This is a genomic window from Holophaga foetida DSM 6591 (assembly GCF_000242615.2).
GTDB classification, from domain to species: Bacteria; Acidobacteriota; Holophagae; order Holophagales; family Holophagaceae; genus Holophaga; species Holophaga foetida.
In genome coordinates this window covers 857,508-882,952 of sequence record NZ_KI912268.1, presented here as the reverse complement: position 1 = coordinate 882,952, position 25,445 = coordinate 857,508, and the positions used below count along the sequence as shown (strand labels likewise).

20 protein-coding genes and 1 pseudogene are annotated in these 25,445 nt (G+C 59.2%); 12 read left to right on the top strand and 9 right to left on the bottom strand.

What is annotated here, in order from left to right:
• Positions 1-5: 5 nt before the first annotated feature.
• Entirely contained in the window at positions 6-1,259 is a 1,254-nt protein-coding gene (locus HOLFODRAFT_RS0203755; protein ID WP_005031321.1) for an MFS transporter, read from the bottom strand.
• Between the two features lie 311 nt (positions 1,260-1,570).
• Positions 1,571-2,482, bottom strand: a complete 912-nt coding sequence (locus tag HOLFODRAFT_RS0203750) for a LysR family transcriptional regulator (protein ID WP_005031320.1) — start codon at positions 2,480-2,482, stop codon at positions 1,571-1,573.
• Positions 2,483-3,185: 703 nt separating this feature from the next.
• On the opposite strand from HOLFODRAFT_RS0203750, the gene HOLFODRAFT_RS0203745 reads away from it, so the two are divergent.
• The 4 genes from HOLFODRAFT_RS0203745 to HOLFODRAFT_RS0203730 all read left to right on the top strand — a co-directional run bounded on the left by HOLFODRAFT_RS0203745 (position 3,186) and on the right by HOLFODRAFT_RS0203730 (position 8,103).
• Entirely contained in the window at positions 3,186-4,415 is a 1,230-nt protein-coding gene (locus HOLFODRAFT_RS0203745) for an MFS transporter (protein WP_005031319.1), read from the top strand.
• A gap of 61 nt (positions 4,416-4,476) precedes the next feature.
• Positions 4,477-5,493 (top strand): amidohydrolase family protein, encoded by a 1,017-nt coding sequence (locus HOLFODRAFT_RS0203740; RefSeq protein ID WP_005031318.1) that lies wholly within the window; start codon positions 4,477-4,479, stop codon positions 5,491-5,493.
• A gap of 185 nt (positions 5,494-5,678) precedes the next feature.
• Positions 5,679-6,785, top strand: coding sequence for a uroporphyrinogen decarboxylase family protein (locus tag HOLFODRAFT_RS0203735; RefSeq protein WP_005031317.1), 1,107 nt, complete (start codon positions 5,679-5,681; stop codon positions 6,783-6,785).
• Between the two features lie 91 nt (positions 6,786-6,876).
• On the top strand, positions 6,877-8,103 hold the full coding sequence (locus tag HOLFODRAFT_RS0203730) for a porin (protein ID WP_005031316.1): 1,227 nt from the start codon (positions 6,877-6,879) through the stop codon (positions 8,101-8,103).
• 419 nt (positions 8,104-8,522) lie between these two features.
• Here the strand turns inward: HOLFODRAFT_RS0203730 and HOLFODRAFT_RS22540 are convergent, their stop codons facing one another.
• The 3 genes from HOLFODRAFT_RS22540 to HOLFODRAFT_RS25465 all read right to left on the bottom strand — a co-directional run bounded on the left by HOLFODRAFT_RS22540 (position 8,523) and on the right by HOLFODRAFT_RS25465 (position 9,471).
• The gene (locus HOLFODRAFT_RS22540) at positions 8,523-8,879 is read right to left on the bottom strand and encodes a PIN domain-containing protein (RefSeq protein ID WP_244432642.1); all 357 of its coding nucleotides are present in this window, start codon (positions 8,877-8,879) and stop codon (positions 8,523-8,525) included.
• A gap of 36 nt (positions 8,880-8,915) precedes the next feature.
• Complete coding sequence (locus HOLFODRAFT_RS0203715; RefSeq protein WP_005031434.1) at positions 8,916-9,164, bottom strand: AbrB/MazE/SpoVT family DNA-binding domain-containing protein; 249 nt, start codon at positions 9,162-9,164, stop codon at positions 8,916-8,918.
• 184 nt (positions 9,165-9,348) lie between these two features.
• The gene (locus tag HOLFODRAFT_RS25465) at positions 9,349-9,471 is read right to left on the bottom strand and encodes a hypothetical protein (RefSeq protein ID WP_280113172.1); all 123 of its coding nucleotides are present in this window, start codon (positions 9,469-9,471) and stop codon (positions 9,349-9,351) included.
• 305 nt (positions 9,472-9,776) lie between these two features.
• On the opposite strand from HOLFODRAFT_RS25465, the gene HOLFODRAFT_RS0203705 reads away from it, so the two are divergent.
• Positions 9,777-10,892 (top strand): Fic family protein, encoded by a 1,116-nt coding sequence (locus HOLFODRAFT_RS0203705; protein WP_005031435.1) that lies wholly within the window; start codon positions 9,777-9,779, stop codon positions 10,890-10,892.
• A 113-nt stretch (positions 10,893-11,005) separates the two neighbouring features.
• Here the strand turns inward: HOLFODRAFT_RS0203705 and HOLFODRAFT_RS0203700 are convergent, their stop codons facing one another.
• The 4 genes from HOLFODRAFT_RS0203700 to HOLFODRAFT_RS0203685 all read right to left on the bottom strand — a co-directional run bounded on the left by HOLFODRAFT_RS0203700 (position 11,006) and on the right by HOLFODRAFT_RS0203685 (position 14,367).
• Complete coding sequence (locus tag HOLFODRAFT_RS0203700; RefSeq protein ID WP_244432597.1) at positions 11,006-11,155, bottom strand: hypothetical protein; 150 nt, start codon at positions 11,153-11,155, stop codon at positions 11,006-11,008.
• A 279-nt stretch (positions 11,156-11,434) separates the two neighbouring features.
• Positions 11,435-12,370, bottom strand: a complete 936-nt coding sequence (locus HOLFODRAFT_RS0203695) for an HNH endonuclease (protein ID WP_026939014.1) — start codon at positions 12,368-12,370, stop codon at positions 11,435-11,437.
• Positions 12,371-12,485: 115 nt separating this feature from the next.
• The gene (locus HOLFODRAFT_RS0203690; RefSeq protein ID WP_244432596.1) at positions 12,486-13,598 is read right to left on the bottom strand and encodes a hypothetical protein; all 1,113 of its coding nucleotides are present in this window, start codon (positions 13,596-13,598) and stop codon (positions 12,486-12,488) included.
• Positions 13,599-13,695: 97 nt separating this feature from the next.
• A complete protein-coding gene (locus HOLFODRAFT_RS0203685; protein ID WP_005031440.1) occupies positions 13,696-14,367 on the bottom strand; it encodes a JAB domain-containing protein in 672 nt (223 codons plus the stop codon).
• Between the two features lie 632 nt (positions 14,368-14,999).
• Between HOLFODRAFT_RS0203685 and HOLFODRAFT_RS0203675 the strand changes: the two genes are divergently transcribed.
• From HOLFODRAFT_RS0203675 to HOLFODRAFT_RS25720, 7 genes and pseudogenes are all read left to right on the top strand, one after another.
• Complete coding sequence (locus HOLFODRAFT_RS0203675) at positions 15,000-15,590, top strand: DUF1819 family protein (RefSeq protein WP_026939013.1); 591 nt, start codon at positions 15,000-15,002, stop codon at positions 15,588-15,590.
• Positions 15,587-16,162 (top strand): DUF1788 domain-containing protein, encoded by a 576-nt coding sequence (locus HOLFODRAFT_RS0203670; RefSeq protein WP_005031443.1) that lies wholly within the window; start codon positions 15,587-15,589, stop codon positions 16,160-16,162. The genes HOLFODRAFT_RS0203675 and HOLFODRAFT_RS0203670 overlap by 4 nt, the downstream gene beginning before the upstream one ends.
• 13 nt (positions 16,163-16,175) lie before the next feature.
• Positions 16,176-19,793 (top strand): BREX system P-loop protein BrxC, encoded by a 3,618-nt coding sequence (gene brxC / locus HOLFODRAFT_RS0203665; RefSeq protein WP_005031444.1) that lies wholly within the window; start codon positions 16,176-16,178, stop codon positions 19,791-19,793.
• A gap of 26 nt (positions 19,794-19,819) precedes the next feature.
• Positions 19,820-20,800: a trypsin-like serine peptidase gene (locus tag HOLFODRAFT_RS23785; RefSeq protein ID WP_005031445.1), complete on the top strand. Its 981-nt coding sequence runs from the start codon at positions 19,820-19,822 to the stop codon at positions 20,798-20,800.
• Positions 20,801-20,917: 117 nt separating this feature from the next.
• On the top strand, positions 20,918-24,445 hold the full coding sequence (gene pglX / locus HOLFODRAFT_RS0203660; protein WP_005031447.1) for a BREX-1 system adenine-specific DNA-methyltransferase PglX: 3,528 nt from the start codon (positions 20,918-20,920) through the stop codon (positions 24,443-24,445).
• Positions 24,446-24,765: 320 nt separating this feature from the next.
• Positions 24,766-25,107 (top strand): annotated as a pseudogene (locus HOLFODRAFT_RS25725) (AlbA family DNA-binding domain-containing protein); the annotation flags it as partial.
• A 48-nt stretch (positions 25,108-25,155) separates the two neighbouring features.
• Positions 25,156-25,422 (top strand): Fic family protein, encoded by a 267-nt coding sequence (locus tag HOLFODRAFT_RS25720; protein ID WP_425280006.1) that lies wholly within the window; start codon positions 25,156-25,158, stop codon positions 25,420-25,422.
• Positions 25,423-25,445 lie beyond the last annotated feature (23 nt).

Below are 25,445 nucleotides of genomic sequence, written 5' to 3'. Positions count from 1 at the left end.
TGGGCTCAGCAGGTCTCGGGCTGAGGAGCGTAAGAGAGGCGGCGAAGAAGCATGGCTAGCGCCAGGCCGAGGAAAGCGACAAGTGCAAAAATGCGGATCGTAAGCACATAGGTTCCGGTCGCGTGGAGGCAGAGGGCGCTGCAAATGACGCCGAATCCTCCTCCGAAAGCGCCCAGGCCCAGCCAGATGCCAGCGACCTTGCCGACAATGGCTTCCGGATAAGTCTGGGCGACAAAGGTGGCTGCGGCCGGATTGAGGAAGTTGACGGCCAGGCCGGCTAGGAACAGGAGTGGCAGCAGGGCTCCACTCTGGTAGATCCCGGGGAAGAGGATGGAATATACGGAAATGGCTGTGATCAAGAATCCGATGAACAGAACGGGCTTCGGATTGCCCTTGAAGAGCTTGTCCACCATGAAGCCGCCGACCAGGCCTCCGAAGACCGAACCGACCTGAACGCCAAGCATCAGCTGACCGGCTCTCACCGGGCCAAAACCCACGCCCATTGGGGGTAGTAATGCGAAATACTGCGGGGTGAGATCGTTAAGGGCGTTGAGTAGCCAGGAGATGAACATGCACATCAGGATGCCCATATAGGTGGTCGGGTTGTGCAGAGCCGATTTCATGTACTGCCAACCGCCTCCTTCCTGCCTCTTGGTAGCGGAGTCCGCAATACGTGCGGGTTCGTATTTCTTGTAGTTGGCCGACACAATCAGAGTCAGCACCAAGAAGACCAGGCCCGCGAGACCGAAGCAGAACATGGCCGCACGCCAGGAGTGGAACGCTTGGAAAAGGCCCGGAGATCCCGCCACACCGGCCATCATTCCAATCGCCAGAATCGTAGTGAGAATCCCGACGACCCGACCGCGCTCATTCGCCTCAAACCAGTGAGCAGCCACGAGTGGCATGAGGGCGAACACGCTTCCAGCCCCATATCCCTGGATGACCCTCAAAGCGATCATTGCGATCAGGGAGTGACCGACAATTGGATAGAGCAGGTTGGGGATCAGGCCGGCAAGCGATGCGCTCAGGATGGTCTTCATGATCCCCATGCGATCGGCCAGGACGCCCCCCGCGACTGCCGAAAGCGCCACCACAAACAGGAAGATCCCCAACAGGCTCCCCTGAGCTAGGGGAATGCCGATATTCAGATCGCGGGCGATTTCGCCAAGGATAGGGGCAAAGGCTAGGAGATTGGCTCCATTGATGCCCATGACCAGCCCCAGGGATAGGGCGACTATCCACTTGAAGTGTTTATGCATTATACGCTCCTTATCTTGTGGTTTTTTTTGCAGGCTTCTGCCGAGCAAGCACTATTACTTGCTATACGGAGACAGCTTGCTGGATGGACCCTGGCAGGGTGGTGGACTGACCCTAGGCTATATGCCCCGCCCATACGAATAAAACGGAACGTTTTGCACGTTCAAATCGAGAAATCAAATCCATGCCTGACGGGGGCGGTTCAGCTGGCCGAGCCACCGCAGGATCGCTCTAGGCTTGTCCGACATGTCTCCGACCAGACGGGGGGCCCCGTGATGAAACATGTGATCTCGGCCTGGATCTCTAACCTCCATCAGCCTGCGGGACAGTCAGAGACGAGGTCGGATGATCGAAGGAACAAATCCAGATTTGGGTTGGTGATTTCCTTCTTCCAGATCGCACAGTATTCGTATTGACAGTCCTCGTCTTCCAGCGGCACATAGTGGACGGTCGGCGGAGCATTCCCCTCTACGATCTGTTGCCCGAATAGTCCAAGCCCTACGCCAGCTTCGACAGCCATGAAAAGGGTCTGGAATGTCGGAAATGTTTGAACAACATTCATGATAAAGCCTCTTTTTCTGCATAGCTTCTTGCGCCATTCCAAGCCTTCATTGGCTCCACCCTTCTGAGCCATATTGATGTGCAGAAACGGTTGATCACAAAGATCAGCCAGCTTGAGGCTTTTGCGTGAAGCCAAAGGGTGATTGGCGTTCATGGCCACAACTAGATGATCAACAAAAATCGGACGGCACTCAATATTTGGGAATCGTTTACCTTCGAAACGCATGGTGAAACCTAGGTCAAGAATATTGCTTTCCACATCCGAGCATATAAAATCAACCCATCGATTGGAAAGTTCAACACTTATATTGGGGTAGCGACGTATGAACTTGCCAACCCATGTGGCAAGCTGCTTGATCTCGTGCCCACCAGTAACACCGATTGAAAGTTTACTTGTAACGTCTTCCACCATGTCGTTTACATGGCCAATCATGTCATCAAAATCCGTAAGCATCTTTTTGATGACGCCATAGCAGTACTCGCCGACTTCGGTAAGAGCAACATCGCGGGGGCCGCGATGAAATAACTGAGCCTTCAAGCTGTTTTCCAGCGATGCGATCTGGTAACTGACGCCAGATTGGGATAGAAACACTGCGTTCGCAGCCTTGCTGAAGCTCTTGTAGTCCGCAACGGCAATAAATATGCGCAGCTGATGAAGATCCATCGAAGACACCCCTCGCAATACCTAGTGAATTATGGCCACATCCGGGAGTATAAGCGCCAAGCACCGCTAAAGGATACTGTCCTTGAGCGTGCATGCCGAATCTCCAATCAAGCCATCAAACGTCGAGGACGTCGCTCTGGCTCGGCGGTTAGCACCGCGCCACCGATCCCGTGCGACCTGAATGCTGTGCGTCTTGCCGCGCATTCCGTCCAGTCCTGCCCGGCATTTGGAATTTCGAAGGCATTACAGGGGTTCTATTGTTTGGTGTGTATGCTTAAGTCTTCTTTTAACAGTATATAATTCGATATGAGAGCCTCTGGTAGACGTCGTCGTCCAGCACCTTTGAATCGAACCTATCAGTCGTTTCGATAGGTCAAACCGTATTACTTGTTTAATTTTTGTGACGATCCTCACGATACTTGAATCAACCCAAGCGCCCTTCCCAGACGTCTGATGGATAACCATCGACCAAGTAACCACTGCGGCGCATTATCGCGGATTGCCTCAATTCAAACAGGGATAACCATGATCACTAGAGCTCCCCCATGGCTCAAAAGGGTTCGTCTGCCCACTCACCAGCATCCAAGCAAAAGGCGTAATGATTATGGCTCAATCACGCCAATTCCATTCTCTATGCCTATGTCTTGGTTTTCCATCCCCACCCATCCAAATTGAAAACCACTCATCTCACAATGGAGCCTAGATGCGAAAACTATTCGACAATCCGTGGTGGATTGCTTTCGGGTCCCTCCTTGGCCTGATTGTGGGCAATGGTCCAGTCATGCAATTCACTTTCGGGGTATTCGTCAAGCCCTTGACTGCTGCCTTCCACGCGGATCGTGGAACGATCTCAATCGCACTAGCCGTCGGTGTCTGCATGACCGGCATCGGTACTCTGATTTTTGGTCGTCTTGTTGATAGGTATGGCATACGTAAGGCCACACTTCCAGCAATCATGGTCTTCGGCCTGACATTGATTGCCATCGGCCTATTCTCGCATTCGCCGATTTCTCTATTCATCTTCTACGGCATTGCGGGCCTCGCAGCCAGCGGGCAGACGCCTCTCCCATACAGCAAGGCCATTGCTGCCAACTTCGATGCGAACCGCGGACTTGCCCTGGGGATCGCCATGGCAGGCGTTGGGCTTGGTACGGCACTTCTTCCAGCTATCACACAGCGCCTCGTTGCCGCCTTCAGTTGGAGAGCCGCCTATATCGGGTTGGGTGTCCTGGTTCTCTTGATCGCGGTTCCATCCATGGCACTGCTGGTGACCAAGCGGAAGGCTGCTGGCACAGCGTCGACTTGCGATCATAAACCTCTCCCCGAAGTCTTGACCAATGCCGAGATTTTCAGTTCTCCCATATTCTGGAAGTTCGCCATCACCTTCTTCCTGGTCACCTTTGCGGCCAATGGCGTGATCGGCCATGCTGTTCCCATGATCACTGATCTCGGCTCCTCCCCTGCGAAAGCCGCTGGTGCCATGGGATTCGCGGGTATGGCCCTCATCGGAGGACGCCTGGTCGCTGGCTGGCTCCTGGATCGGATCCACGCGCCTTTCGTGGCCATCGCTTTCTTCCTCTTGCCCCTGATCGGCATCCTCATGATGATCACCACCAGGAACCCTAGCTTGGCGGTGCCAGCCATGGTGTTGGTGGCCATTGGTCTCGGCGCGGAAGTTGATCTCCTGGCCTTCCTCCAGTCCCGGTACATGGGATTACGCGGGTTCGGGCAGATCTATGGCTACCTGCTGGCGATTTTCATGGCTGGAACAGCATTCGGTGTCTACTCGATGGGTATCTGCTACCGCCACTTTGGGAACTACAGGCTGGCCATGATCGTGTTCGCAGTGGGCCTCGTGGTTTCCATTGTGATGATGGCGCTGCTTGGAGAATACGTCTATCGGCCCAATCTTCAGGAAGCCAGGGCCAAGTAGCAGGAACCGCCCTCCATAAGGGCCGATATGACTTCTGGCCCCCCAAGAAACGGATATCAATATGAATATCAGGCGCATTGCCACAGAAGAAGCTTTTGTCACAGATGAGATCTTCCAGGAATGGAAGAAGGCCGCCGGAAGCCGTTTTGCGGAACCTGGCTTCCGTATCCTAAGCGATACAATCTACGGCGGAGATACTCCCGCTGCTCAGGTGATCTATTCCAAGCTCACTGACCTGGGAGCTCAGCGGATCGCCCAGATGGATGCCGATGGGATCGATTTCTCCATCCTGTCCATAGCCGCTCCCGGTGTCCAGGTTTCGGATGCCGTGACCGCGACCCAGCTTGCCATGAACGCAAACGACGTCCTGGCTGAAGCCGTCTCCCGTAATCCCAGCCGCCTCGCTGGGCTGGCGACCGTGGCACCCCAGTTCCCCAAGGGAGCCGCCAAAGAGCTGGAGCGTGCCGCTGGGAGTCTTGGGATGAAAGGGTTCCTGATCAATTCCCACACGAAGAACGAGTACCTGGATGACCACAAGTTCCTAGAGATCTTCGAAGCAGCCCAAGCACTGGACATGCCCTTCTATCTCCACCCCCGGGAACCTTCTCCCAGCCTGGTGGGGCCGATGATGGACTATGGTCTCTACTTTGCGGGTTGGGGTTTTGGGGTAGAGACCGGCACCCATGTCATGCGGCTCATCATGTCGGGCCTGTTTGACCGCTTCCCCCAGCTCAGGGTTGCCATCGGTCATCTGGGAGAAGGCATCCCCTATTTCCTGGACCGGATTGATAATCGCTACCTGCTCCAGGTCAAAATTGGCGCGACACCCAAGCTGAATCGGCTCCCCAGTGAATACTTCAGAGACAACTTCATCGTCACGACGAGTGGCATGACGTCCGTCCCTTCCCTGAAGCTCTGCATCGAGGTCCTGGGTGCGGATCGAATCATGTTTGCCGCCGACTATCCCTTTGAAAGTGCACACGAAGCGGTGGAATTCCTGGACACGGCAGACATCAGTGAAGATGATCGCAAAAAGATCTATACGACGAATGCGGAGAGCTTTTTCAAGCTGAGCTAACCCTTTGCCAAGAATTCGACATTAGCGCGCCATCTTTCACGAATAGAGACTCAAGGCCATTCGTCTTGCCCCCATCCTGGGGAGCATGCACCGGAAGGGGTAACCCACCCACTGGCTTCTTATCATGGTCGTAGTCTCAGGCCTCGATTCACAGCGCTTCAATACAAGGCGCATAGGGGAGTTGTATGAAATCAAATACTGAGCTGTATAACGAACGGCTGGCCCGAATCAAGGCCGCCGTGGCCCTTGAGCAGCCCGATCGGGTGCCCGTGATTCCCGTGGGCAACTCTTTCTGTGCCAACCACCTGGGAGTCAAGCCCGCCGACTTCGCCCTCGATGTGGAGCTGGCCCACCGCACCATGCTGAAGTCCTTCACCAGCCTGGGTGAGGTGGATGGCATCCAGCAGCCGGTCTTCTCTCCCTACCTCCTGAGCTTCCAGTGGCTTTCCAAAGTCCAGATCCCCGGTATCGATCTCCCCGAGAACGTGCCCTGGCAGGTCCACGAGGCCGAGATGATGACCACCGATGACTACGACATCATCATCAACAAGGGCTACAAGTTCTTCTTCGAAGACTTCCTGATGAACCGCCTGGACAACATGCTGGCCAAGGTGGGTCCTGTCTTCGGCTACACCCCCACCGCCATCCAGAACGCCAAGGATGCCGGGGTGGTGACCCTCTCCCCGGTGGTGCTCTGCTCCCCCTACGAGGTCTTCTGTGGCGCCCGCTCCATGCCCAAGTTCATGACCGACATGCGCCGTATGCCGGAGAAGGTTCTGGAGGCCATGGACATCGCCCAGACCCAGATCCTGGAGGATTCCCGTCAGGCCCTGCGCGCCGCAGGTTGCGTGGGTGCCTGGGTCGGCGGATGGCGCGCCGCCAGCGAGTTCCTGAACCCCAAGCTGTGGGATCGCTTCGCCTGGCCCTACTTCAAGCAGCTGGTGGAGATGACCGTGGAGGAGGGCGTGCTGCCCGTGCTGCACATGGACTCCAACTGGGAGCGGGATCTGGAGCGTTTCAAGGAACTGCCCAAGGCCAAGTGCCTCTTCTCCGGTGACCATGCCACCGACATCTTCAAGATCAAGGAAGTCCTGGGGGACCACATGGCCATTATGGGCGACGTGCCCGCCGGCATGCTGGCCCTGGGCACCCCCGATCAGGTTCACTCCTACTGCCGCAAGTTGATCGAAGGGATCGGCCCCAAGGGCTTTGTCCTTTCCTCTGGATGCGATGCCCCCTACAACGCCAAGCCTGAGAACGTCGCGGCGATGATCGCCTCCGTCCAGGGCTGATCTCCCTGTAAACCTAGCGCTTTTTTAATGCTCTTCTCTGTCCCTCCCAACCCACCCCTCCACGAGGGGTACTTAGACCACGGAGTAATGCATGAAGAACCGTCTAACCTTGGCCCTCGTGGCTGGCGCAATCGCCACGCCTCTTCTCGCTGCCGACACCCCAAAACACGAATGGAGCCTGTATGGCACGCTGGTGACAGAGCTCAACAATGTCAAGGTCACTGGCTCCAGTGATATCAGCAAGGATTTGGCGTCTCGCAACCGTTTCTCTTGTGCCACTTCCAATGTCGGCTTCAAGGGGAGTTTCCAGGCTACCGAAGACATCAAGGTCATCTGGCAGCTGGAGAGCGCCGTCGGTATCGACGGCGATCAACCCAGCACCTGGGCCGGTCGCAACACCGCCTTGGGTTTGCAGACCAAGTTCGGCACTATCCTGGCTGGCCTCTGGGACACCCCTTACAAGGACGTCGTGATGAAGATGGGAGCCCTCCCGGCCTCTCTCTCTTCTGATGTGAGCATCATGACGACGCCTGGGTTCCGCACGATTGGAACCACCTCGGTTTCCAAGCCGGTACCGAACAGTGGCGATGCCATCTTCAATCGCCGACAGGGCAACAGCGTCCAATACTGGTCCCCTGTCATCGGAGGGTTACAGGCCAAGGTCTTGTATTCCGTCAACGAGGGCAAGTCGGCTGCAAACAACCCCACCCTGCTCTCAGGAACTCTGTCATACCAATATGGCCCTTTGACCCTCATTTACGGCTATGAGGAGCACAGAGACTACTACGGCCTCCAGCAGATGATCAACGGTCTGAGTGGTGCCAGCAGCGCTGTGCTGGCTACCGGCGGCACCACTTCGAAGGATACCGGGAACCTGCTGGCAGCCTATGTAACCCTTCCGACGAAGACACGCATTTGCGGAATTGTTGAGCAGTTGAATTACACCATCGACGGCGCAACAGCTGGCAATAAGGAATACAAACGGACAGCCTGGTATGTCATCGCAAGCCAAGAACTCAATGCCCACAAGTTCTGGGCTGGATACGGCGCTGCCGACAAGGGTACCCTTAAAACCATTGCCGGGGCCAAGGTCACGACTGGCAGCGAGTTTGGCGCCAAACAATACACCCTGGGTTACGCATACTCCCTGATCAAGGGCGTGAGCATATTCGCCAACGTATTCGGCGTCATCAACGACAAGAACGGAAGCTACTCCCCGATGCCTCCCGTGGCTGGGGGGGCAGCTGGTGCCAGTACCAATGTATACCAAGGTGGCGATACCAAAGGCCTTGGGGGTGGTCTGCTCTATAAGTTCTGAGCGCCAGGCAACCCGACCGATGAGGTCGTCCCGTTGGGGTTTTCCCGGTGTGCAAGACGATCAGGTGTCTTCCCCATTTGAATGACCGATGCGAGTCAATCGCCCCCTCCGATGGTGCACTTTGGGCACCGGAGGGGGCGCCCTTTAAGCCCATGGAGGTGTCAGTCCTTCTGTGGGTTGTCGTCGAGTTCCTCCCAAGGGAGGTCATCTGGGAGGGCGTAGCCCGCCAGGGCCAGGGCCCGGAATGCCTCGGGGTCGAAGACCTCGCTGAGGGGGACGGCGTCGGGGGTGGGGCTTCCAGGACAGCGAAACGTTTCGCCTCATCCACAGCACCCTCTTACCGGATGCCCTACAAGGTTTCAGCGCGGCGGGCCCGTGCAGGGCGGGCTTTCGGCCGCCAAACCTAGTCGCGCCGGTGGTCAAGCCCTCATGAGAGTGGCCCGGCCCGTCTTGGCCAGGCGGGCGTTGAATGTGAGGAGACGGGAGCACCCCCGGGTCTTGGCCGTTAGGGTGATGAGGTTGTCAGCCAAGCCCACCGCCCCGCTCGAAAGGTCCAGAGCCTCTCGGATCGTAGGGGCTTGGTCCACCTCGATACCCTCCACCTCCAGGAGACTCCCCAGGGCCTGATGAACCTTTGCAGCATCCCAGCCCGGGGCGCTCTTTAATACCCAATACAGCTCCACCAGCACCAGGAGTGGGACGAACACCCCTTTCCCTTGGGTGCCCTTCTCAATGGCGGCCCTGGCGGCGGTGGACTGGGCCGGGTCATCCCCCAGGAAGGCGCGGGCCCAGACGTTTGGTATCCCGGGCGATCATTGGCCAGCCCCGCGCTGGATGGCCTGGTCCATCTCATCCAAGCTCATGGTGGGGGCCCCGCGCACGGCGAATGCCCAGAGGTCAGCCACCTGGAGCTTTACGGGCTCCATGGCGGCAGTGCCCTGCTCTTGGTCCACCTCGAAGCGGACCTTGGCCCCCTCATGCAGTCCCAGGGCCTCCCGGACGGATTTCGGGATGGTCAACTGTCCCTTGCTTGTCATGGTCGCAACGGCGGTGATGCTCATGGGGTCTACCTCCTTACCAGTATGGATATTTCTCCTTACCTGTCCAGGTTGGGGCCTGTAGCTCGTCCACCCGGACAAGCCTGGGGCATAACCCCGGGTTGACCATCCCGGCAGAGGGGGAACGCAACGCCCCTGCTCATTTGGTCGCCCACGGGCCCCAACGCTGGAGAAAGTGCGGCGGAGGTCACGCGTTGCGATCAGTGGCGACCCAGGTGGCTGTGGGGATGGGGGTTCTCAGGTTGTGGTAGGCCAGGGCTGAAATCAGGCAGATGACTCGTTTCTTCGTATCTTGTTTGGGCTTGTTCAAGCTGAATGATTCCTTCCCAACGCAGAAGTCATACTGCGTAGGAATCGAATCATCAATCCCTAGCCTGGCCAGGAAGGACAAGGAAGTACCGCCCGAATGGCCAGAGCGCAAATGGTCAACCTGGCCAGAAGGCAGCCTTCGTTCTCCCCCCAGGGCATGCGCCGGGAGATCTCCTCGGCGAGGGGTGCTGGATAAGGGTCACTGGCGGTTGGGCAAGGCGGAGGTGCGGCGATTACGGGTGTATTCGCCGCGCTTGGTGCGGTAAATATCTTGCGTGTGAAGCGAATGACCTTCATGATCGCCGCATGACAGGCGGCGATTATCCCTACATCTGGCAGAACCCGGACTGGCCGGTCTGGCGCTACGACTTGGGAGCCCTGGCGGGTCTCCTGGCCGATGTCAGCCGCGCCCAGGGAATGCTGTTGGGCCGCTTGGCGGATGTCGGGTTGGAACTGCGGGGGCAGGCGAGCTTGGCCGCCCTGACAGAGGATGTGCTCCGGACCAGCGAGATCGAGGGGGAGCTGCTCAACGCTGCCTCAGTTCGCTCCTCCATTGCCCGGCGATTGGGAGTGGAAATCGGGGCTCTGGCCCCGGTGGATCGCCATGCGGAGGGTGTCGTCGAGATGGTGCTGGATGCAACCACCCGCTGCCAGGAACCCATGAGTCGGGAGCGTCTGCTGGGTTGGCACGCGGCCCTTTTCCCCACGGGCTATTCCGGCCTCGCCCGGGGCAGGGTCGGGACTTGGCGGGATGATGCTGGCGGCCCCATGCAGGTGGTCTCTGGTGCGATGGGGCGTCAGCGCGTCCACTTTGAGGCGCCTCCGGCCCAGGGACTGGAGGCGGAAATGGCGCGCTTTCTGGCCTGGATGGAGGCGCCTTCCGACGAGCCCCGCCTGCTCAAGGCCGGGCTTGCCCATCTCTGGTTCGTGACCCTGCATCCCTTTGAAGACGGCAACGGGCGTATCGCCCGGGCCCTGGGGGATCTGCTTCTGGCGCGGGCGGACGGCAGTCCGCAGCGGTTCTATAGCCTGTCCGCCCAAATCCAGCGGGAACGCAAAGCCTATTACGAGATCCTTGAGCGGACCCAGCGGGGATCGCTAGATGTCACTGCTTGGCTGGCCTGGTTCCTGGGGACCCTCCATCGGGCGGTGGATCTCGCCCAGGGCCCCCTCGACCAAGTGCTGGCCAAGGCGCGCTTCTGGACCCGTTGGTCAGGTGTGGCCATGAACGCCCGGCAGGTCGCCATGCTCAACCGACTCCTGGACGGGTTCGAAGGGAAGTTGACCTCCAGCAAGTTGGCGAGCCTCGCCAGGTGTTCCTCCGACACCGCCCTCCGGGACATCAGTGAACTGCTGGCCCATGGCGTGCTCAAGCGGTCAGAGGCGGGAGGCCGGAGCACCAGTTACGATCTGATGGACTGAGCTTCCATGAATCTGCGCCCAGGCCGCTGACCTCCCCTCTGCTTGGACGTTGGCCAAGTTAGGAAAGGGGGCGTCGGCTGTTGCCCGATGCCCCCTTCAAGCCCGGGGAGGTGTCAGTCCTCCTGGGTGCTGTCGTCGAGCTCCTCCCAGGGGAGGTCATCCGGGAGGGCGTATCCAGCCAGGGCCAGCGCCCGGAAGGCCTCGGGATCGAAGACCTCGCTGAGGGGGACGGCGTCGGGGTAGGGGTTCTGGGTCTGGTTCATGGTGTCCTCTCTGTGCCACTCGGGGCACACAGCCGGGACGGGCAAGGGGCAAGAGCTCCTGAGGGGCGGACCGGGAGTTTTTTGGGAGGGGACCCAAAAAACGAAGCGGGTAGCCCCGATGGCGCCGCCAGCCCCGCAGCAGCACCGGGTGGCATCAGAGAGGACCTGGGCCAGAACTGGCACAACGCCGCGATTCAACCCATGGACGGCGGGTTCGGGCTGTTCGTGGGAAAGGTCCCCGACCGCTCTTCCCTGGTCAACAGCCCGCCGGGTGGCGAATCAGCCGATCTTCTCGAAGATGTGCTTGCGGTGCCATGCCACGGCCTGCGGGGCAGGGCTCAGGTGCCCTTCACTGGGCAGGGTGACCGGTCGGCCATGCAGGCTGAGGTAGGCCGGATCGGCCGGCAGTTCCTTGGCATGCCGGTGGACCATCCATACCAGGCCGTCCCGGATCCCGAGCATGCCCTGATCGAAGGCCCAATGATGGAGGGGGCAGAGGGCGAGGCCGTTGCGGGGATCATCGTTGCGGCTTCGGCTGAAGGGGATGATGTGCGCCGCCTGGACCATGCAGCGCCCTGCTGGCGTGAAAAGCTTGGCACCGCAGGCTGCGCATTGATGCTGGTAGGCCGGGAGGACGATGCGGCGGAACGCCAGATCGCGGCTTTCATTGATGAAGGCCGGGTCCAGACCGTCCCGTCCGTCGAAGACTTCCTGGAATTCCCTCAGGCTCGCCTCCCGGAAGGCCTCCTCAAAGCCTTTGGACGCCACATAGGTTTCTCCGGCCCTCAAGAGCAGAGGGCGGACGCCCTCGCTGAAGTAGGTGTCCAGGAGCAACGACCTCAACTCTGCCCGTCCCTCCGGCGTTTGGACTGCCTTGAGCACGTCCTCCCTCAATCGGACCCCGCGCACCATGGACTGAAAGGCCTTGAGGCTGGGCAAGCCGGAGTGGTGTTGGAGGGCTTCCGCAAACCCCTGGTTGGGCTCCAGGATCCAGAACTCGCTGGAGCGGAGGTGCCAGAAGGGTTGCAGGGGATTGGTGAGGGCGTCCCCCATGAGGGCACGCCAGCGGAGGTCAAAGGCTTGCAGGAGAGTCTGGTCGTAGGGGATCAGATCGCCGGTGATGTCCCCGGCATCCACCAGGTCCAGAATCGCCAGGAGCATGAGGGGCTTGTGGGGTGCGCCGCCCCGCGTCCGTTCATCCCATCCTCTGCCCATATCTCGGCGTAGGTGTTTCATTTCCTTGAACGACATTTTTGGACCCGGCTCCGGATGAGGTGGTTTGATCCAGGGTAAGCCCGGTGGGCCCCGGGAGGCATCGTTCCTTCTCCCCTCACGGCATGCGCCGGGATATCTCCTCGGCCAGGTCCGCTGGATAGGGGTTGTGATGGTTGGCCTGGATGGCCCGCTGGAAGCGGGTCCAGCATTGCCGGGCTGCCTGTTCCAGTTCGGCCCGGCCCCGGGCTTCCGGTCGTAGTCGGATGGAGGTCAGGGCATCCTTCCCCTCACGGTGCAGGGGGCCGCCGATGGCTTCGATTCCGTTCAGATCCGGGGCGTTGTTCCGCAGGTGCCAGCAGGACACCCTTGGCTGGTTCCGGAAGATTGCGAGGCCCTGGTGAAGCCTCTGCGGCACCTCGACATGGGTGCGGGCCATCTCGCTGGGATCCACCAGGCGGCCCTCGTCCGCGGCGCGCAGCACCATGGACTGGAAGGCCTCCTCAAAGGGTCGGTCTACGTACACCGCCCAGGCCTCATGGCCTCGGTTCAGCACTTTGCGGACATCATTCTCCGCCACCCAGGGGCTGTCCAGGATGGCGCCCTGGAATCCCTGGCGGATCGCCTGGTAGCTGAAGGTGCTCTTACCCGCAGCATTCCCGCCCGCCATAAGGATGACGGGTTCCTTGCCTGCCAAATCCAGGGCCTGATCACGGATCCTACCGCTGAGGGAGGAGAGCTCTCCCAGGACCGTGAGATCCACTTCCCTGAAGGCGGCCAGAGCCAGGGGCGGGTTCTCAGCCACCCCAGGAATCAGGTACAGCAGGGTATCGCCGCTGAAGATGCGTCCCCCCCGGGTGTCCTGGCGCTCCGCATAATCCGCCAGCGCTTTCCGGTGGTTCTTGGCCAGGGCTCGGACCTCCTCACTCAATCGGGCCACCCAGCGCTGCCGGACCTCCGGCATCAGGGTCCCGAAAGGCACTCGCTTCAACGACGGGACATCCCGCCATGGTGGACGCCGGTCCGGAAGGGGCTCGGGAGTGGCGAGGCCCTGAGGCTGTGGACTTCCAAAGGCCCACGCATTCAGCATGCCCCTCACCTGACCCTGCTCCAGGGGGCCACCCCACTCCGCCAGGGCCCGCGCGAGGCGACGGTTGTTCTCGAATACGCCCTGGCGAAGGGCTTTTACGAGGTCTTCGGCTTCCATGGCGTCCTTTCCTGGTCTTTGCATTGTGAAGGATGACTCCTTTGCATGGACAGGGGCTGACATGCGGAATCCCCCTGGGGGGGGGGATTCGCATCTTAACCAGGCTGGAATCGGAACGATGTCAAAGCCAGCGGCCGTCAGTCCTCCCGGACCAGCAGCTCTGTTCGGAGATGAGCAAGCAGTCGAGGACCTCGACGCCCAGAGCGCTGGCAGCCAGCCGCAGCCGATCGGCGAGGATGCGGTCCTCGGCCAAAAGGATCACCTCGGAGGCGGGCACCCATCGGTAGAGCACCACACCAAAGCCCCCGGTCCGGACCACCTCGCGGAGGACCACGCAGATGTCCGCAGGACATTGATAGGGAGTGCCCCGGAAGAGGATCTGGTCCAGAAGGATGTGGCGTTCCCGGTCCACAACGATGACCCCGACGCACTCACAGTCCCACCCCAGGGCCCGCAGGCGGATCGCTTCGACCGTCTCGGCCGGGTTTCCGAGCCTGCGGGCGCGCCGATGGATCGCCAACCGGGCCGTAAGCTCGGTGTTGACCAGCAGGCGCACCACCTCCCTGGTCCCTAGGCCGAGGGCCATAAGCTCGACGGGCCCCTTGTTCGCGAGGAGGGCCAGGTTGCCGGCCTCCAGCAGAAGGTTTTCAGCCCGGTTGATCTGCTCTTCTTCCAGCAGGGTGGCCAGGAGTTGCACGTCGGAGAGCGTTTCGACCCCCGCGAGGGCGCTGGCCAAGAGGTGGTCTTCCTGGGACTCGGACTTGATGTCTGGAGTGGCGGTGTATTGGGTCATGGGGGTTCTCCTGCCCCTTGTGGGCACTGGGAGAGAGGCCACCCAGCTCCCGCGTCCCCCGGACCGGCCGGACCGCAGGCGGATAGACCGGGTAGGGGGAGTCAGGGCGCGCCAGGGGACGATCTGTGCCACAAGGGGAAGGGGGCCTCCATGCCCTCGGCGCTCAGCACTGCTTGCCGATATCCAAGGAAATACCGGCCAGGATCTGGTCGACCTGCTCCTTCAGGTTCTTGTTCTTCTTCGGCATAGAGCCTCCTGTGCCCACCTGGGCGAACCTAGGGTGCAGCGCGGCCAGCCTTACCGCTGGGCCGATTTGCCCAGCTGCAATTCGAGGCTAGAAAGGCGTCTACAGATAGTTTGCCCCTGGTCGCCCCCAGGCCTTGAGGGTATGCCGCAGGCTTTGGCCCCCAACGGCCAGAAAGCCCGGAGTCTGGAGTGCGTCAGTAGCTGTCTCTTATGGGCTGGCACACTTGGCAGATGCAGTCAGCCGACCCGGACTTGCCAACTTTTGCCCACCTTGAGCCCCTATCGGCCTCCACTTTGACTCCGAATGGTGGACAATGGCTCATGCCCTCTCAGGTCTTGCAAGTGCTCGCCTTGGACACATCCCCTTACCGTTCTGGGGTTGTGCAGTGAGGTATTCGGCCAATCTCACCGCAGGCGCCCTCAAGCCCGCCGAAAGCCGCGTCATCGCGGATCTCTTGCTGCGCGGGGTGTCAGGGGCTGATTGGAAGGCCGCCATTGAGCAGGAGAACTGCCTCCAGGCCAAGTCCATCGCCACCGGCAAGCGGTTGGCCCGGCTGATCCGGGATCGCCTCGCCCCCTTCGATCCCCCCTTCTGGGAATTGATTCGGGATTCTGCCAGCCCGGTGGTCCAGCAGGCCCTGCTGGCCGCCGCCGTGAAGCACAGCCCCCTGTTGGGGGATTTCCTGGACCTGGTGGTCCGGGAGCAATACCGCCGCTTCGCCCCGAACTTGCCCTTCACCCTCTGGGAGGACTACCTCCTGGATTGCCGGGGGCGGGACTCCGAGATGCCTTGGTGGAACGACTCCACTCGCCGCCGCCTTCGGTCTTCGGTTTACCTCTGCCTCGCCCAGGCGGGTTTCCTGGAGAACACCCGTAGCCTCAAACTCCAGCCCGTCTTCCTGGCCACGCCCGTGCTTCGGTACCTGGAATCCAGGGACGAGCGCCTTGTCCTCCGCTGTCTTCAGGTGAGCCCATGACCTCCAACCTCGACGAGCGCCTCGACCAGATCCTGCCCAAGATCCTCAGCGAGGATTTCCTTGCGGGCAAAGGCCTGGGCAACGAGATCGGCTTCTGGGTCTTCGATTACCTGCCCAAGGACGAATTGGCGATCCGCCGCCACCTCGACTTCCTCATGACCCAGATTCCCAAACAGCGCCCCCATCTGCGGATCGCCCACGTGAACCTCTTCGATTTGATGCTGGGCTACTTGAAGGAGCGCAAGCTCCTGGACAAGGCCATCGAGATGCAGCAGGCCAAGGGGGACGAGGCCCTACAAAAGGCCCTGGCGGCCCCCCTCCACGGGAAGCACATCGCCGCCTTCCTGGCCAAGCAGTTTCCCCCCCAGGAACTGGACCTCATGCTCATGTCCGGCGTCGGCAGCGCCTTTCCCCTCCTCCGCTCCCACAACCTGCTGAACAACCTCCATCCCGTCATGGGGGATACCCCCCTGGTGGTCTTCTACCCCGGCACCTACGACGGCCAGTCCCTTTCCCTCTTCGGCCAGATCAAGCAGGACAACTACTACCGCGCCTTCAAACTCGTGCCCTGATTCGGATTCCCCCATGCAGATTCAAGATCTTTTCGAACGTCGCATTGCCCGCGCCATCAATGGCGTGGTCAAGGCTGACCAAATGGATGACGCCTCGGTCTGGCAGGAATTGGATGAGTTCGTGGTCACCCGCGAACTCAATGGCCACATGGCCAAGTTCCTGGATGCCTTCGCCTCCACCTTGGGGAAGGCCGCCGATGCCGAGGCCGCCTCGAAGAATGGCGTGTGGATCTCAGGCTTTTTCGGATCCGGCAAGTCCCACTTCATCAAGGTGCTGTCCTACCTCTTGAAGAACGACACCCACCGATATGAGGGCCAGGAGCGCAAGGCTGCGGAGTTCTTCCAGAGCAAGGTCGAAGACGCCATGATCCTGGGCGATATCCGCCGCGTGGCCACGGCCCACACGGATGTCATCCTCTTCAACATCGATAGCAAGGCCGACACCAACCATGGCCGGGATGCCATCCTCCGGGTCTTCCTGAAGGTCTTCAACGAGATGCAGGGCTTCTGCGCCGATCATCCCGAGATCGCCTACATGGAGCGCCACCTCACTAAGAAGGGCCAGTACCAGGCCTTCGTGGACGCCTTCCTCCGGGACTACGGTTCCGAGTGGGAAAAGGAGCGGGATGCCAAGGACCTCCTGCGGGACCACGTCATCGCCGCCTTGAGTGAAGCCCTTGCCATCAGCACGGAATCCGCCGAGAAGTTCTTCGATAGCGGCAGCGATTCGGTCTCCATCACCCCCGAAAACTTCAGCCGCTGGGTGAAGGAATACCTGGACGAGAAGGGGCCCCAGCACCGGATCGTCTTCCTGGTGGATGAGGTGGGCCAGTTCATCGGCTCCGATTCCCACCTCATGCTCAGCCTCCAGACCATCACCGAGAACCTGGGCACCATCTGTGAAGGCCGCGCCTGGGTGGTGGTCACCTCCCAGGAGGATATCGATGCCGTCCTCGGGCAGTTGAAGAAGGACAAGGCCCAGGACTTTTCCAAGATCCAGGGGCGCTTCAAGACCCGACTTTCGCTCTCTAGCACCAATGTGGACGAGGTCATCCTCAAACGACTCCTAGAAAAGAAGCCCCAGGTGACGGGCGAGTTGCAGGCCATCTTCAGGGCCAAGGGCGACATCCTCAAGCACCAAACATCTTTTCAAAACGCGGGCATGACCTTCCGCCACTACAAAGAGGCCGACGACTTTGCGGCGCACTACCCCTTCGCGCCCTACCAGTTCCAGCTCATCCAGAAGATCTTCGAGGCCATCCGCAAGCACGGGGCCACCGGGGCCCACCTTTCCCGGGGCGAGCGCTCCATCCTGGATGCCTTCCAGTCCGCCGCCAAGCAGGTGGCCGAGCAGGAACTGGGGGTGCTGGTGCCCCTCTACCGCTTCTACCCCTCCATCGAAAGCTTCCTGGATACGGCGGTGAAGCGCACCATCGACCAGGCCAAGGATAACGAGGCCCTCCAGCCCTTCGATGTCCTCCTGCTCCAGGTCCTCTTCCTCATCCGCTACGTGGAGGAGATGAAGGCCGATGTGGATAACCTGGCCTCCCTCTGCGCCGAGGAGATCGATCAGGACCGCATCCCCCTCAAGCGCCGCATTGAGGAGAGCCTTGCCCGGCTGGAAAAGGAGACCCTGATCAGCCGCAACGGCGAGATCTACTTCTTCCTCACCAACGAAGAGCGGGATATCAACCGCGAAATCAAGAATGTGGATGTCAGCTCCTCCGAGGAGGCCACCACCCTGGGCAAGCTGATCTTCGAGGATGTCTACAAGGACAACAAGAAGTTCACCCATCTCCGGACCAAGCGCCCTTTCGTCTTCAACCGCGAGTGTGACCAGCACGCCATCGGGCACAAGGCCGAGGCCGGTTTGCCGGTCCTGGTGATCACGCCCCTGGCGGATGACTACGACACCTGGGACAAGGGCCGCTGTCTGGCCGAGAGTGCCGCCCGGGATGGCGGGGCCGTGGTGATCAAGCTGGGGGATACCTTCGGCAAGCTTCAGCAGGAGCTGCGCATGTGCCTCCAGGTGGAGCGCTACAATTCGCAGAAGAATGATGGCACCCTGCCTCCCGCCACCCTCCGCATCCTGCAAGACCTGGCCGCCGAGAACCGTAAGCGCCGGGAGCGCCTGGTGGTCGAAGTGGGCAGGCTCCTCGAAGAAGCCGATACCTATGTGGCGGGCCAGCCCTTGGCCCTCAAGAAGAGCGGCCCCCAGGACTGCCTCTTCGAGGCCCTGGGCTACCTCGTGGACAACACCTTCACCAAAATGGGCTATCTCCACAAGCGTGGGGAAGGGGACACCAGCCAGACCGTCCTGCGGGAGATCCAGGCGGTGTTGCGGGCCAATGATGTGGCCCAGGCTCGACTCGGCATCGAAGAGGAGGAGAGCAATCCCCAGGCCATCAAGGAGCTGCGGGACTACCTCTACCTTATGAACGTGAGGAGCACCCAGGTGGTGCTGCACGATCTGGTGGAGACCCGCTTCTCCCGCCGTCCCTATGGCTGGCCCGAGGAGGAGACCCTCCTCCTCGTGGCCCGCCTCCTGGTGCTGGGGGAGATCCACCTTGTCATGGACGGGGCCTCCCTGGCCCTGGACAAGGTCTTTGAGGCCATCACCAATGCCCAGAAGCGCCGGAAGATCACCCTGGTGCAGCGCAAGGCCCTGGATCCCAAGGCCATCCAGACGGCGCGCCAGTTGGGCAAAGATGTCTTCGCTCAGATGGGGCCCGATGGCGAGGATCCCATCGTGGCCTTCCTGCGCAGCAAGCTGGAGGGCTGGCAGGATGAACTGAAGCGCTTCCAGGGCCTGGAAGGGAGCGGCTACCCCGGCAAGGCCGAGGTGGAGCACCTTCTGAAGCTGGTGAAGCCTCTGTTGGCCGAAAAGGAGGGCGCGGCCTTCCTGGAGGCCTTCAGCGCCGCCAAGAACGATCTGTTGGATGGAGGAGAGGACTTCCACACCCTCAGTCACTTCTTCGGCTCCCAGCGCCCAACCTGGGACCGGATGCGCAAGGCCTATGGCAAGTTCGAGCTGAACCGTCTCCAGATCGAAGAGGAGGAAGCCGGGAAGGTCGCTTTGCGGCGCCTGAAGGAGATCCTCCAGATGGCCCACCCCTACACCAGCATCATGGAGGGGCCGGATCTCATCGCCAAATTGGAGGGCATCCAGAACCTCCTGGTGGCCCAGCATCGCCAGCAGACCAAGGGTAAGATTGCTGGGTTGCTGACCAGCCTGGGCCAGGATGCGGAGCGCCTCCATGTTTCTGGCAGCGTGTTTGAAGGCTGTGTGGCGGCGCTAAAGGGGCTGCTGGATCGCATGGATCGCCAGGAGAGCATCCCCCACCTCAAGCAGGCTGTGGAGGAGGCGGACCAACTCTACGGCGAGGCCCTGCACCGGCTGGAGGCGGCCTATGAGCCGCCAGCCCCCATTGTCACCCCCGTTGGCGAGCCCAAAATCGACATCCCGCCCCAACCCAAGCCCGTGATCAAGAAGCCCCGCGTGGTGAAGCCTGCGGAACTGGCACCCAATGGTGTGCTGGAAAACCAGGAAGAGGTGGATGCGTTTCTGGTGACCCTGAGGACGCAGCTTGAGGCGGCGTTGGCGAACCATGAGCGGATACAGATCCGGTAAATCATAACAGGATTTCGAGATAAATCATGCCAATTGAGACATATCGAGTCGTATCCCCATCGATCTATTATATCGAAGATTGTTCAGGAAATGATGCTGGAGTAATAGGCTCAAGAATCATAGGAACCGGTTTTTTGATTGATCCTTCTAAGGGCTTTATCGCGACAGCGGCTCATGTTGTTGATGGTGTTCCTATGATAGAGCTCCAAACAAGGCGCACGTACAACCGAGAAGGAGATCATGCGCTTGGGCCACTTATGAAGGTAAGTAGTGTGTTTATGCATCCATATTACGATATAGCAATTATTGAGGTCCACCACAACCATACAAAACAAAGCCTTGCCTTGAATTTAGGATCAGAAGGATGTTATGTAGGTTCAAAAGTCGTAATTCCTGGGTACGCACATGGTACGGATCTTGTCTGGGTCGATGATATTTTGGGTGAGGGCTGTCCAAAATCAGTGACTCCAATTCAGACTCATGCGAATATTTCCGCAATTATTCCTGATGATAGCCTCCGTCCTGCACATGCGTATGCCTACGATGGGGCCACATATCCAGGGCAGAGTGGAAGCCCTGTAATTCTTTGTGGCTCCAAAAGTGTGATCGCGATCCACACAAATGGATATGAAGGCAGCATGGGGTATGGTGTCTCAATCGTCTTTTTGCAAGACTTGCTGGCACGAATAGAAAATAACGAAATCAGTGCTAGAGATGAGAAATGTTGCAGATCCATTTTGGATATCCAAATTGAGACGCCACTATTAGTGAAACGTCCTTCCGAGAAAGATTTAAAAATTAATGGGAGCATGTGGAGAATTATAATTAATGATGCAGATCCGCTTCCATCGAATCCGCATGCTCATTTGCTTGGAACAAGAAAAAAACTCCATCTAAAAACTGGTGATTTATACATTAAAAGCCAAATTGTCGGCCAGCTATCAAAAAGGGATCTCAAGAGAATCCAGGATGATGCAAAAAAACATGGAATAGCGCTACCTATCTAGCCTCTTGAGGCTTATTTGAATAGGATTATGTGGATGTTTATTAAGATATGCTCTAACTTGTAACGATTTGTTTTTGTGAAATGTTAGTAAACCTCTTTCGTGAAGAATTGGGAAGAAATGGATCGCTCAAAACTAAAAACCTACGCCCCTCAGGCCCGCCGTGACTTCATCGCGGCCATGAAGGCCCGTGCTGCCCTTTTGGGCATCACAGACAAGGGCATCGCGCCCGCCACGATCCAGGGGGATTCGGCCATCATCCAGGGGCAGGCCTTTCCTAAGGTCGTGGAGGTCCTGCGGCAGCGGCTGGCCTTGCGGATCGAGGGGGAGGGTTTCGAGCAGGTCATGGAGGCCATGGCCTACACGTGGTTCAACCGGTTTGCGGCGCTGCGCTACATGGAACTGCACGGCTATCTGGATCACGGGTACCGCGTGCTGAGCCACCCGGAGGGCAAGGCGACGCCGGAGATCCTGGAGCAGGCAGAGCATCTGGATCTGCCGGGGCTCAAGCGCGAGCAGGTGGTGGATCTCAAGCTGGAGGGCAAGGAACAGGAACTCTACAGGCTGCTGCTGGTGGCCCAGTGCAACGCCCTGCACCAGGCCATGCCCTTCCTCTTCGAGGCCATCGAGGACGAAACGGAGCTGCTGCTGCCGGATAACCTGCTGCACTCCGATTCCCTGATCCGCAAGCTGGTGAGCAACCTGGATGCGGAGGATTGCGAAAGTGTGGAAGTCCTGGGCTGGCTTTACCAGTTCTACATCGCGGAGAAGAAGGACACGGTCATGGCCCGCAAGAGCGCCGTGCCCACGGAGGATATCCCCGCCGTCACCCAGCTCTTCACGCCGCATTGGATCGTTCGCTACCTCGTGGAGAACTCCCTGGGTCGGCTCTGGCTGCTGAATCGCCCCGGCTCCCGGCTCCGGGAGCAGATGCCCTATTACATCGAGCCCGACCCAAAAGATGCCCCCGAAACCGACTTCCTCAAGATCACCAAGCCCGAGGAGATCCGCCTGATGGACCCCGCCGTGGGCAGCGGGCACATGCTCACCTACGCCTTCGATCTGCTCTTCCTCATCTATCAGGAAGAAGGCTACGCGCCCACCACGATTTCCGGCCTCATCTTGCGGCACAACCTCCACGGACTGGATCTCTGCCCTCGCGCTGCCCAGCTTGCCGGGTTGGCCTTGGTCTTCAAGGCGCGGGAAAAGTCCCGTCGCTTCTTCCAGGTTGGACAACTCGTGCAACCAAATATCATCGAGCTTCGCGATGTGTGCTTCGTGGACAACGAGTTGCGCGACTACATCCAGGCTCTCGGGCTGGGCGATCTCTTCAGCCAGCCCATGCTCAAACTGCTACACCAGTTCGAAGAGGCGAAGAACTTCGGCTCGCTCATCCAGCCCTGCCTGGACGAAGCGAGCATCGCCTTCGTCCGCAGCGCCATTGAGGCGAAGGGCATCGGCGGCCAGCTATTCCTACGCGAAACGCACCTCAAAGTCCTGCGCGTGCTTGAACAAGCCGAGGCGCTGACGCAGCGGTATCACGTCGTCGTAGCCAATCCACCGTATATGGGATCAAAGAATCAAACAGCCGCACTCAAGGGTTTTTTAGAAACGAACTTTGAGCCTTTTAAGGCAGATCTTTTCTCAGCATTCTTTATTCGTTCGAGAACACTCGCGTTGTCGGATGGCTTTCTTGGCTTCATGAGCCCGTTTGTCTGGATGTTTATCGCTTCCTACGAAAACCTCAGGCGTGAACTTATTGAACGGGCCTCAATAACATCGTTGGTTCAACTTGAATACTCAGGTTTCGAAGGCGCTACTGTGCCTATCTGTTGCTTCACCCTGAACAATAGGTACAAGCCAAAACACAAAGGAGCGTTTATACGCCTGTCAACCTTTCGTGGTGCTGAAAACCAAGCACCGCGGACACTTGAAGCGATTCGCAATAAAGAATGTGGATGGTTCTATTCGACTGCTACTGAAGAGTTCCAAAAACTGCCAGGATGGCCAATTGCCTATTGGCTTACATCTAGAACAAGGGAATGCTTTGCGACTAACGCGCCGCTTGAAAGCATTTGCAATATCCGTGAGGGAATCAACACTGGGGACAATACTCGCTTTCTTCGCTATTGGAGTGAAGTTGACTTATTGAGAATCAGCTTCACGACACAGCCAGCGGGTGCGGTCGAGCAGAAATGGGTTCCGCACAAGAAAGGCGGTTATTTTCGAAGGTGGTATGGGAACGCAGAATTCGTTCTGAACTGGGAGGGAAATGGCGTGGATATCCACTCCTTTCACAACCTTCCTCTCAGCTTTAATGGCGCTCCTATGCGCGGGAAAGCGCACTTCTTTAAGGAGTCCTTGTCCTGGAGCCGAATCAGTTCCGGGAGCTTCGCCATTCGATACTACCCAGCCGGATTCTCATACGACTCAACTGCACCTTCGATTTTCACTTCTCCAGAATTCACGGCTTTTGTCCTTGGCTTTTTGAATAGTGAGGTTGTGACCTGCCTGCTCGCGGCTTTGAGTCCGACTCTCGATTTCCGGCTCACAAATATTGGGAACCTCCCTCTAGCTTTGAAGACTGGGGATTCGGACAGCCGCGATTCCGTTAACAGGGTGGTCTCAGCATGCATGGACCTCTCCCGTGCTGACTGGGACAACTTCGAGACCTCCTGGGATTTCCGCGATCATCCCTTGCTCCGACCAGGACTGAAGTCAGCAACGCTGGAGGCAAGCTGGCAGAATTGGGAAAGGCATAGCACCGCCGCCTTCCGCCGGATGCAGGAACTGGAGACGGAGAACAACCGGCTCTTCATCGCCGCCTACGGCCTCGACGGCGAGTTGGAGCCAGAGGTGCCCGAGGAAAAGATCACCCTCGCCCGCGCCGATGTCCGGAAGGATGTTGCCGCCTTCCTCTCCTATGCCCTCGGCTGCATGATGGGCCGCTACAGCCTGGACAAGCCAGGGCTGATCTATGCCCATGCGGGCAACGTGGATTTCGACGCCAGCCAATTCGCCACCTTCCCTGCCGACGAGGATGGCATCGTGCCAGTCACGGAGTTCGCGTGGTTCCCAGATGATGCCGCGACGCGCTTCGAAGCCTTCGTGAAAACCCTCTGGCATGGGTCGACCCTAGAGGAGAACCTGGCCTGGGTGGCGGAATCCCTGGATACCAAGAAGGACGAAACGCCCCGAGAGACCATCCGGCGCTATTACGCCACCGGCCTCTACAAGGATCACCTCCAGACCTACAAGAAGCGCCCCATCTACTGGCTCTTCAGTAGCGGCAAGGAGCGCGCCTTCCAGGCCCTGGTCTACCTGCACCGCTACCACGAGGGCACCCTGGCCCGCATGCGCACCGAGTATGTGATCCCCCTCCAGGGCCGCATCAGTGGCCGCATCGAGCAGCTCCGGGAAGACCTCCCCCGCGCCACCTCCGCCGCCCACAGCAAGAAACTCCAGAAGGAACTGGACCTCCTGCGCAAGCAGCAGGTGGAACTCCACACCTTCGACGAAAAGCTCCGCCACCAAGCCGATCGCCGCATCAACCTGGATCTCGATGACGGCGTGAAGGTGAACTATGGCAAGTTTGGTGACCTATTGGCCGAGGTGAAGGCGATCACGGGCGGGAAGGACGAGGAATGACACCGCAGAACTTCGAAACTACCCCTGCGAAAGGGGAGATTGGAAAGGAGTGGTCCGTCCTGGGCCAGTTCCTCACTTCGTCCAGGACCAATGACGGGGGCTCGCGTGATTGACGCCGAACGCCGCAATAAGCTCGGTCCGGATTTTGAGCTGGCCTCACCCAGCTCGGAAGGGCTTTGATAGGCGGTGTGGACTTTTTCTGGATCGAAAGGGGTGCGAATGAACCTGGGGCCCACGATGGGATGGCCGAGTCGAACTCCGAAGGGGGATGAAAAGGAAAGTATCGAGAATGGACCTGGATGGAGGGAGCTGTGATGGGCATGCTGGATGAACTCATGGTCCAGACCGAGGGTAAAACCCTGGAGTTCAAGCGGGATCTATCTTCGCCCAAGCCCCTGCTGAAGACCTTGGTAGCCTTTGCCAACACAGCTGGCGGGCGTCTGGTGGTGGGGTTGGACGACCAAAGGCAGGTTCTGGGCGTGGACTCGGCTCTGGATGCCGAAGAACGCCTGTGCAACCTGATTGCCGATTCCATCTCCCCGCGCCTGGTGCCCAGCATCGAGCTGCTTTCCCTGGAGGGGAAAACCCTGCTGGTGATCCAGGTCTATGTGAGCGGTTCCCGCCCGCACTACCTGAATGCGGAAGGGCCAGAGCTGGGGGTAACCCTGGCCACGCCCCTGCCGATCAAGACCAGCCAAACCCTTCAAGCCTTGCCGGACACCGAACAAGTAACCGAACAAGTAACCGAACAAGTAGGTCGCCTCCTGGCCTGTCTGGGAACGGAAAGCCTGGGGGCCAAGACCCTGATGTTGAGGCTCGGGCTGCGGCACCGTCCGAGCTTCCTCCAGGATTACCTCCAGCCATGCCTGGAGGCCCATCTGGTGGAGATGACCCAGCCCCATTCGCCCAAGAGTCCAACCCAGAAATACCGGCTGACCGCGCGTGGGAAAGGCCATCTGCCGGGGGCAGGGCGATGAAAATCGATTCTGAATTCTTGAGG

Bases quoted from the DNA above. Each gene is read 5' to 3' on its own strand.
- HOLFODRAFT_RS0203685 (WP_005031440.1), bottom strand. From the start codon at position 14,367: ATGACCCAATACACCGCCACTCCAGACATCAAGTCCGAGTCCCAGGAA.
- HOLFODRAFT_RS0203670 (WP_005031443.1), top strand. From the start codon at position 15,587: ATGACCTCCAACCTCGACGAGCGCCTCGACCAGATCCTGCCCAAGATC.
- HOLFODRAFT_RS0203700 (WP_244432597.1), bottom strand. From the start codon at position 11,155: ATGAACCAGACCCAGAACCCCTACCCCGACGCCGTCCCCCTCAGCGAG.
- HOLFODRAFT_RS0203715 (WP_005031434.1), bottom strand. From the start codon at position 9,164: ATGAGCATCACCGCCGTTGCGACCATGACAAGCAAGGGACAGTTGACC.
- HOLFODRAFT_RS23785 (WP_005031445.1), top strand. From the start codon at position 19,820: ATGCCAATTGAGACATATCGAGTCGTATCCCCATCGATCTATTATATC.
- HOLFODRAFT_RS0203690 (WP_244432596.1), bottom strand. From the start codon at position 13,598: ATGCAAAGACCAGGAAAGGACGCCATGGAAGCCGAAGACCTCGTAAAA.
- HOLFODRAFT_RS0203735 (WP_005031317.1), top strand. From the start codon at position 5,679: ATGAAATCAAATACTGAGCTGTATAACGAACGGCTGGCCCGAATCAAG.
- pglX (WP_005031447.1), top strand. From the start codon at position 20,918: ATGGATCGCTCAAAACTAAAAACCTACGCCCCTCAGGCCCGCCGTGAC.
- HOLFODRAFT_RS0203695 (WP_026939014.1), bottom strand. From the start codon at position 12,370: ATGGGCAGAGGATGGGATGAACGGACGCGGGGCGGCGCACCCCACAAG.
- HOLFODRAFT_RS0203705 (WP_005031435.1), top strand. From the start codon at position 9,777: ATGACAGGCGGCGATTATCCCTACATCTGGCAGAACCCGGACTGGCCG.
- HOLFODRAFT_RS0203730 (WP_005031316.1), top strand. From the start codon at position 6,877: ATGAAGAACCGTCTAACCTTGGCCCTCGTGGCTGGCGCAATCGCCACG.
- brxC (WP_005031444.1), top strand. From the start codon at position 16,176: ATGCAGATTCAAGATCTTTTCGAACGTCGCATTGCCCGCGCCATCAAT.
- HOLFODRAFT_RS0203740 (WP_005031318.1), top strand. From the start codon at position 4,477: ATGAATATCAGGCGCATTGCCACAGAAGAAGCTTTTGTCACAGATGAG.
- HOLFODRAFT_RS0203745 (WP_005031319.1), top strand. From the start codon at position 3,186: ATGCGAAAACTATTCGACAATCCGTGGTGGATTGCTTTCGGGTCCCTC.
- HOLFODRAFT_RS0203750 (WP_005031320.1), bottom strand. From the start codon at position 2,482: ATGGATCTTCATCAGCTGCGCATATTTATTGCCGTTGCGGACTACAAG.
- HOLFODRAFT_RS0203755 (WP_005031321.1), bottom strand. From the start codon at position 1,259: ATGCATAAACACTTCAAGTGGATAGTCGCCCTATCCCTGGGGCTGGTC.